Raw genomic sequence first — 7,571 nt, 5'->3', positions numbered from 1 at the left:
AGGTCATCTCTCTCCTCGTGAAATTCTCGACTCCCTCGCTCCCCACACCTATGATCCTGGAGTGCTCTCCCTTCCTCCCGTTCTCCTCGACGACCTCCTCGAGATCCCCCACCCTGGTAACCATGTATCTGAATCACCCAGAATACTCTTCATAAGGAGTTTTTCGGAGTTCCGAAACCTTCTATGCTACCCCGATACAGGAGAGGGCGCCCATGGAGGCCTTCCGCGCGCGCTTCGGCGCGCGCCTCCGCCAGCTTCGAAAAGCCGCCGGTCTCACCCAGGAACAGCTCGCGCATCGGGCCGGCATGGACTACAAATACCTGGGCGGCGTCGAACGCGGCGAACGCAACATCACCATCGACAACATCGAACGCATCGTCCGCGCCCTCGGCGTCGAGCCCTACGAGCCTTTCCTCTTCGCGCTCAAGGACGCCCGGCCCACCGAGCGGCTCGACGAGGAGGCGATCCTCAACCTCATCCGCCGCTCGGACCCGTCCGTGCGCCCGGTGCTGATCAGCCTGACTCAGAGCATCCTCCGCTGGGCACAGACCCGCAAGCGATAGCCCGGGCGTTCCGGGGCCGGCCACGAATCACGAACCTCCAAAAGCGGGGAATCTCCCCCGCGCCCCTCGCCGAGGGAGCAGCTCGGAGGGGGCGCACCCTGTGATTCGGCATTCGCCATTCGTGATTCGCTCCTCTTGAACGGTTGGACCACGACGCGCCCGCCTCAAGGCGGCGGCGGCTCCCGGAGAGGGCCCCGCTCGCGGGAGCCCCGCCCGCCTTGCCTCTGCCGTTCGCGCCGGAATCCTCCACGACCCGTGGCCCGCCGCGCCGGCCCGCGGCGGACAAGCCTTCACCTCTCGGGCTACTCCTCCTCGGGCTCCGGGCCGGACTCCTCCGGCGTCCCGGCCGCGGCATCGCCCTGCGCCTCCCGCCGCCCGCCCAGGAACTGCACCTGCTGCGCGACGATCCGGATCCGGGAACGCGACTCCTGCGTCTTCGGATCCTTCCAGCGCGACTGCCGGAGGCTTCCCAGCACCAGCACCTCCCGCCCCTTGCGAAGAAACTGCTTGCAGATCTCCGCCATCCGCCGCCAGACGTCCACGTCCAGGAACGTCGTCGCCTCCGCCCGCTGGCCGTCCTCCTTGACGTACCGGCGCGACGTCGCGATGCTGAAGCTGCAGACGGGAGCCCCGCTCGGCGTGTAGCGCAGCTCCGGATCCCGCGTCAACCGCCCGACCACGACCACGCTGTTGAAGTTCGCCACGCGTCACCTCCACCGACTCGCCCGGAGTCGCCAACCTCACGCCCCAGGAAGAGCAAGCGACGTGCCAGCGAACGTCCCCGGAGCGCCCCGAGACGCCGTTACGAAACGTAACGCGACCGCGCGCGGCCGTAACATGGCCGCCCGCCTTGACGCTCCCCTGCCGCCCCCTATACTGGGATCAGAAGCCCTGTTCTATAGAGGAGGACCGCGCGATGAGCATCCGGAAGATGACGGAACTCACGGTCCCCGTCAAAAGCCAAGTCGGGGAGCTGGCGCACGTCCTGGGGCTCGTCTCCCAGGCGGGCGCCAACGTCATCGCCTTCTGCGGGTACGAACACCGCGGCGACATCGACGGCGCCGAAATCCTCATCGTTCCCGACAATCCCGACCGCGCGCAGGCGGCCCTGGAGCGGGCCGGCTACGCGTGCACGGCGAACCCCGTCATCGTCATCCGCGGCGCGGCGGGCAAGGGCATGGGCGCCCGCATGGCCGACCGCTTCGCCAAGGCGGGCATCAACATCCTCTACTCGTACGCCTCCAGTACCGGCGCCGGACAGTCCGCCGCCATCTTCCGCGTGGCCCAGACCGACGCCGCCCTGCGGGCCCTCAAGGCGTCCTCCGTCCCGGCTTCATGACCCCGGCGTCCGGTTCCTCCTTCTGGCTCGACGAACTCCGCCCCGCCTACGTCCCCCGCCCGCCCCTCGAAGGGGACGCGGAGGCGGACGTGGCGGTCGTGGGGGGCGGCCTCGCCGGAACCGCCGCCGCCGGGTTCCTGGCCGCCCGCGGCGCCCGGACGATTCTCCTCGAGCGGGGCGAGATCGCCGGCGGCGCCGCGGGCCGTCTCCTGGGACTCCTTCCCGCCGGGCCCCCGACCGCCTACGCGATCGCCGTCAAGGACCACGGCCGCGAGCGCGCCCGAATCCTCGGGCGCCTCGCCGCCGAAAACCACGCGCTCCTCCGGCGCGCGATGGAAGAAGAGGGAATCGACTGCGGCTACGCCCGCCGCGGACGCTACGTCATGGCCCCGAGCGACCAGGAATTCCGCGCGCTCGAAAAAAGCGCCCGGCTCCTGGCGGAGGACGGCTTCCGCGCCGAACTTCTCGACGACACCGCCGCGGCGCGGCTTTTCCCCGGCGCGGGCTTCCGGGGGGGACTCTTCGCCCCCGACGACGGCGAAGTCCACCCCGCGCGACTCGCGCGGGGACTCGCCTCGGCCGCCGAGCGGCGCGGGGCGCGGATCTTCGAACGCACGCGCGCGCTCCGCCTGGAGCCGGCGCCGGACCGCGTCACGATCCACACCGAGCGGGGGCGCGTCCGCGCGGCGATGCTCCTTCTGGCGGCGGGCGCCGAAACGCCGCTTCTTCACCCCTTCTTCGAAGGCGCCCTCGTCGGCATGCGCGCGCAGATGCTGGCGACCGAACCCGTTCCGGAGCGGATCCTTCCGGCGCCCGTGACGGCCGACTTCGGCTTCGAGCACCTCCGGCAGCTCCCGGACGGGCGGATTCTCGCCTCGGGCGGCCGCCGCGCGGCGATCGACCAGGAGCTGACCCGGGCCGAGCGCCCCACGGAACCCGTCCAGCGCGCGATCGAATCCTTCCTGGCCGCCTGCTTTCCCTCGGCGGCGCGGCGGCGCGTGACCCACCGGTGGGCCGCGATCCTGGGCTGGAGCTGCGACGAGCTTCCGAGCGTGGGGCCGGTCCCGGGATCGGTGAACGTCTACGTGGCGGCCGGCTTTCACGGACACGACCCGGCCTTCGCCGCGGTCGCCGCCCGCGCGGCGGCGGACATGATCCTCGACGGACGCACGGACCTGCCGGTGGACCTTTTCTCGCCGCGCCGGCACCTGCCGGAGTGATCACTCGAACCGGCGGGTTTCCTCGCGCCAGCGCAGGGACGCCCCCCGCCGGGCCCACCACCGGCGAAGCTCCTCCGGCGTTTCCGGAAGGGTTCGAAGCCCGGTGCGCTCCCGGAAAAGCTCCAGCGCGTCGCGGCGCACCGCCGCGGGAGGATTCTCCTCCAGCACCCGGATGAGGATTTCCAGGCCCGCCGGGTCGCGCAGATCCAGAACCGACCGCGCCAGATCCAGCCGCAGCGCGGGATCGAGCTCCGGCCGCGCCGCAGCCTCCCGCAGCGCCGGCGCCGCTTCCGGACGGCCGATCTTGGCCAGCGCGTGCGCCGCGTGCTCGAGGATGAGATCGTTGCGGGCCGTCCGGAGGGTCTGAATCAGGGGCTCGACCGCGTGGGGATCCTTGGCGTCGGCCAGGTGATCGATCGCGTCGATGACGCGGGTTGGATCCTCCGAACCGAGCGCCTCCACGAGGCGGGTATGTTCGTCTTCGTGGTGGTGGTGCTCTTCCTCCTTTCGGAGAAACGTGGAAGCCCAAAGAACCAGAAGGCTTCCCGCCGCGACCCCCGCGAGGCGCGCCAGTGCCGCCCCGCGCGGCGTCCGCGAACGCACGTAGTGGACCGCCCCGGCCCCCGCGAGCGCCGCCGCAAACGCCGCCACAATCGTGGGCCCCGTCGGGAGATCCCCCGCGCTCGAAGCGGCCATTCCGAGAACGCTCACGGCCGTCCCCGCCCCCCAGGCCAGAAGAATCCGCTCCCGGGTTCCTGGCGCGTAGAGGGTCGCGATCACGCCGGGGACGACAAGGTAGCTGAAGACCAAAAGCACCCCGGCGATCGAAACGGAGCTTGTGATGACGACGCCGAAGGAGACGTAGAAGAGAAAGTCCCAGAACCGGACCCGGATCCCCTCCTGTTCGGCCGCCTCGGGATCCCGGGAGATCTTCAGGAAGCGGTCCCTGTATATATAGTGGAAAGCACCGATCGCCGCGTAGATGGCGGCGGTCACTCCCACCTTGGCCGGCGTCACGACCAGGAGGTTTCCCACCAGCATGTGTTTGATCTGTTCGGCTTCGCCGGCGGCTTTGGAGAGCACCAGAAGCGAAAGCGCCGAGGCCGAGGCGTAGACGATCCCGATCAAAGCCTCGTGAGGAATCCGCTCCCGGCGCATCCGGGTGAGAGCGATCACCGCCGCCCCGGCCAGCGTGAAGGCGAGCGAGAAGAGATAAAGGGGGACGGCGTCCGCGGGGTCCCGGGGGTCGTACCCCAGGAAGACCGCGTACGCCGCCCCCAAGGCCGCTATCTGCGCCATGGCCAGGTCCACGAAGATGACCTTGCGCGTGAGAACGTGGATCCCCAGGTAGCCGTGGATCCCCGTCAGGACCAGGCACATGAGGAGCGGATAAAACCACCACGGGAACGGCTGGAGGTTCATCGGTCCTTGGCGCCCTCCAAAAGTCGGCCGAGGATGAAATCGATCATCTTGAAGTAATCCTCCGTTCCGGGTTCGCCCCCCGGCTGGGTGGGCAGAACGACCATCCGGACGCCCGTCTGCTCCTCGAGCGCTCGGGGATTCGAAAGGTCCTGGTAGTTTTCGACGAGGATGAGGCCCGCGCCTCCCTGGCGGAGAAGTTCGCGCAGGCGCGCCAGGTGCTGGGGTCCGGGGGCGATGCCGGGCTTGGGTTCGACGCTTCCGACGATCTCCAGTCCGAAGAGGCGCGCGAAGTAGACCCAGGTGCGATGGAACTCCACGACCTTGCGGCCGCGCAGCGGCGCGGCTTTGCGGAGCCAGCCGCCGAGCCTGTCGGAGAGCTTGCGCTCCTCGAGCCAGGCCGCCAGCGTCCCGTCGAGCGCCCGCCGCGTGAGCGCGGCGCCGCCGGCCTCGCGGACGAGGTCGGCGCCGAAGACGGCTTCGTCGATCCGGTCCTTGAAACGCTTCAGGCGCGCCTCGATCTCGGCCTTGCGCTCGGGCGCCGCGGCCTCGAGCGCGCGGGCGATGTTCTCGGCGATCGCCTTGGCGCGGAGAGGATCGAGCCAGAGATGCGGATTCCCTTCGGGGTGGACGTCCCCTTCGGCGCGGGAAAGGACCTTGGGAACCTCCTCGCGGGGGATGCCCGCGGAGGCCGTGATTCTCCCGGGGCCCCCCTTCTGGACGCGCGGATTGCCCGAGCCGTCGGCCACCGGGTCGGCCCAGAGCTCCAGCTGGAGGCCGATCTGGATGAAAAGATCCGCCTCGCGGAGCTTTTTCATGAGGGAAGGCGTGGGGGAGACGAAATGCGGGTCCTGGTCGGGCCGGGAGAGGGAGCCGACGTCGAAGGCGTCGCCGCCCACTTCGCGGACGAGAGACTCCAGGACCGGCAGCGTGCACAAGACTTTCTTCTTGGGCGCCTCCTGGGCGGCCGCGGACGCGGCCGCCAGGAGCGCCAGGACGGTGATTCTCATTTGTTCACCCAGAAAGGTTCGGGAGGATGGGATCCGAAAACCACGTTGGCCTCGAAGAGGACGGAGTCGAGTCCGTCTTCCTCCTCGAGGTTGCTCCACGTGTGCTCGTAGGCGACGCGGAGGCGGAAGAACTCGCTCAGGTACCAGCTCACGTACGGCTGGACGCGGCGGAGATAGGATTCCTCTTCGGTGAGGACGTCCGTCCGGTCCCAGCGGACGCCGACGTAGAGGGGCCGGGAGATCTGAACCTGCGCCCAGACGTAGTAGCCGAAGGGCGATTCCGCCGCGCCCGTGTCGGGGATGTCGTCTCCGTCGGTGTCGATTTCGAATTCGTGGCGGGCGTAGAAGAACTGGCCGCCCAGGAGGAAGGATCGGGACTGGCCCGCGCGGAGGGGTTTCCACCGATAGAGCCAGTCGAGACTTGCCGCGCGGCTCTGGCGCCGGCCGTCCGGGTCGTTGTGCCCGTAGAAGCCGATGAGGGCCACGTCGAAGGAATGCTCGTCGGTCAGGGGCAGGAAAAACCGGAGGTTGGCCAGCCAGGCGGGGCGGCTGCGTTCCTGGGCCAGCGGAACGTTGCCCCCTTGGAAGCCCTGGAGGGTGAGTTCGAGGGCGGTGTCGCCCGGCGAAGGCAGGAACATCTGGGCCGAGGCGCCGGTGGCGGCGTGGCCTTCCTCGCCGAGGAACTGTTCGACCGCCGGCGGCCGGTTGAGCTGGGGCAGGTCGTGAAGGTGAAGCCGGTTGTTGCGTCCGAACTCGGTGCGCATGCGACCGAGCGTAATCTTGGTCCCCAAGGGCGGGCTTTCCCAGAACCCCACGGGGAGCGACTTGATGTTGACGAGGAGCTCTTCCATGGCGACTTCGAACTCCCCGGGGACTTCGGACTCGATCGCGACGATGGCCACGCCGTCGGCGTAGGGATCGATCGCCGCGCGGAAGTCGAGCTCGACTTCGCGGAGGTTGACGGTGTCGTCGATCTCGTCGCCCTCTTCGGTGACGAGATCGCGGTCGTCGAGCCTCCAGAGGAGGTTTCCGAAGACCGTGATCGTGGGATTAAGGACGTTGAGCGGGTTGGCGGAGACGGTATCGGCCTGTTTGCGCTCGAGCTCCTGCACTTTGCGCTCGAGCGCTTCGACCTTCTCGCGGAGGTCCCGGTCCTGAGCGGCGGGATCCTGACGGAGGAGGAGAAGAACAAGGATCGGTGAGAGCATGATCCCTCCCTGTGAACGTTGAAGAAACGGTCATCGGACGCCGGATCTAGCGGGCGTCCGCGGGAGGGGCGCGGGGGGCGGAGGAGGGGAAAAGCGCCGGCGCGACCGGGCCGCCGGGGGCGGCCTCGGGCGCGGGTTCGTCGGGAACGCAGCCGGTTCGGATCGCGAGAGGTTCCGGCGCGGCCCGTTCCGAGGCCGCGCGGCAAAGGAGGCAGGCGTCGGCGTGGGGTTCCGGCTTGGAGGCGCAGAGATGGAGAGAGGTATCTTCACAGGGAGGGGGCCCGGCGTCCCGGTGGGCTTCGGCCGCGTGAACGGCGGCGGCGAGCGGGGCCGCCAGAAGGAAGGCCGCCCAGACGAGGGCCGTCCAGGATCGGGGCCGGATCGGGTTCACGACGACGTACGATACCACGGCGGGCGGGCGATGTCCAGCGCCGACCTCATCGCGCGTTGAACTGCGGGTCTGCTGGTATTTTTCAGAATTGTTGTTGACAGCCGGCGGAATTCCGGGCACACTCGGCCGTCTTCCCGCCCGCGGGGAACGATGCTCTTTTTCACGTTTGGTACGGAGGGCAGGATGCGCGCGTTTCTTGGGCGTCTGGGCGTCCTGGTCGTGGCGGCGGCGATCGTTCCCGCGTGCGGAGGCGGCGGAGGGGGAGGCGGGGGCGCCCTCGGCGGACTCGTCGCCGTGAGCGGCCTCAAGATGCTTCTTTCCGGAGGGACCGGCACCACCGGCAACGGCGGAAACGGCGGCGACGTCTATTTCGAAAACTACACCCGCGGCGACTCGGGCGTCTTTCGCGCCGGCGCGATCG

At 69.3% G+C, this 7,571-nt stretch carries 9 protein-coding genes; 4 read left to right on the top strand and 5 right to left on the bottom strand.

Annotated elements, in window-relative coordinates; all coding sequences use genetic code 11:
- Nucleotides 1-212: 212 nt before the first annotated feature.
- Complete coding sequence (locus VNO22_14755) at nucleotides 213-563, top strand: helix-turn-helix transcriptional regulator (GenBank protein ID HXG62627.1); 351 nt, start codon at nucleotides 213-215, stop codon at nucleotides 561-563.
- Between the two features lie 302 nt (nucleotides 564-865).
- Here VNO22_14755 and ssb read toward each other — a convergent pair whose 3' ends face one another.
- A complete protein-coding gene (gene ssb, locus VNO22_14750; GenBank protein ID HXG62626.1) occupies nucleotides 866-1,267 on the bottom strand; it encodes a single-stranded DNA-binding protein in 402 nt (133 codons plus the stop codon).
- 212 nt (nucleotides 1,268-1,479) lie between these two features.
- On the opposite strand from ssb, the gene VNO22_14745 reads away from it, so the two are divergent.
- Together VNO22_14745 and VNO22_14740 are read left to right on the top strand one after the other, a co-directional pair.
- On the top strand, nucleotides 1,480-1,902 hold the full coding sequence (locus tag VNO22_14745) for a hypothetical protein (protein ID HXG62625.1): 423 nt from the start codon (nucleotides 1,480-1,482) through the stop codon (nucleotides 1,900-1,902).
- Complete coding sequence (locus tag VNO22_14740; protein HXG62624.1) at nucleotides 1,899-3,122, top strand: FAD-dependent oxidoreductase; 1,224 nt, start codon at nucleotides 1,899-1,901, stop codon at nucleotides 3,120-3,122. Before VNO22_14745 ends, VNO22_14740 begins: the two co-directional genes overlap by 4 nt.
- Here VNO22_14740 and VNO22_14735 read toward each other — a convergent pair whose 3' ends face one another.
- From VNO22_14735 to VNO22_14720, 4 genes are read right to left on the bottom strand one after another with little or no spacing between them, the layout of a single operon-like run.
- A complete protein-coding gene (locus tag VNO22_14735) occupies nucleotides 3,123-4,544 on the bottom strand; it encodes an iron chelate uptake ABC transporter family permease subunit (GenBank protein HXG62623.1) in 1,422 nt (473 codons plus the stop codon).
- Nucleotides 4,541-5,551 carry a metal ABC transporter substrate-binding protein gene (locus tag VNO22_14730; protein HXG62622.1) on the bottom strand — a complete coding sequence of 337 codons (1,011 nt, stop codon included), beginning with the start codon at nucleotides 5,549-5,551 and terminating at the stop codon, nucleotides 4,541-4,543. Before VNO22_14730 ends, VNO22_14735 begins: the two co-directional genes overlap by 4 nt.
- Complete coding sequence (locus tag VNO22_14725) at nucleotides 5,548-6,759, bottom strand: hypothetical protein (protein ID HXG62621.1); 1,212 nt, start codon at nucleotides 6,757-6,759, stop codon at nucleotides 5,548-5,550. The genes VNO22_14730 and VNO22_14725 overlap by 4 nt, the downstream gene beginning before the upstream one ends.
- A 46-nt stretch (nucleotides 6,760-6,805) precedes the next feature.
- Nucleotides 6,806-7,150, bottom strand: a complete 345-nt coding sequence (locus VNO22_14720; GenBank protein HXG62620.1) for a hypothetical protein — start codon at nucleotides 7,148-7,150, stop codon at nucleotides 6,806-6,808.
- 183 nt (nucleotides 7,151-7,333) lie between these two features.
- On the opposite strand from VNO22_14720, the gene VNO22_14715 reads away from it, so the two are divergent.
- Nucleotides 7,334-7,571: hypothetical protein (locus VNO22_14715; GenBank protein HXG62619.1), on the top strand; the 238-nt coding region annotated here is incomplete at its 3' end.

The sequence above is a fragment of the Planctomycetota bacterium genome (assembly GCA_035574235.1).
Taxonomy (GTDB): Bacteria; Planctomycetota; MHYJ01; order MHYJ01; family JACPRB01; genus DATLZA01.
This window is presented reverse-complemented; position numbering and strand designations above follow the sequence as displayed.

Coding starts and splice junctions, on each gene's coding strand:
- VNO22_14755 (HXG62627.1), top strand. CDS start 213: ATGGAGGCCTTCCGCGCGCGCTTCGGCGCGCGCCTCCGCCAGCTTCGA.
- VNO22_14745 (HXG62625.1), top strand. CDS start 1,480: ATGAGCATCCGGAAGATGACGGAACTCACGGTCCCCGTCAAAAGCCAA.
- VNO22_14740 (HXG62624.1), top strand. CDS start 1,899: ATGACCCCGGCGTCCGGTTCCTCCTTCTGGCTCGACGAACTCCGCCCC.
- VNO22_14735 (HXG62623.1), bottom strand. CDS start 4,544: ATGAACCTCCAGCCGTTCCCGTGGTGGTTTTATCCGCTCCTCATGTGC.
- VNO22_14730 (HXG62622.1), bottom strand. CDS start 5,551: ATGAGAATCACCGTCCTGGCGCTCCTGGCGGCCGCGTCCGCGGCCGCC.
- VNO22_14725 (HXG62621.1), bottom strand. CDS start 6,759: ATGCTCTCACCGATCCTTGTTCTTCTCCTCCTCCGTCAGGATCCCGCC.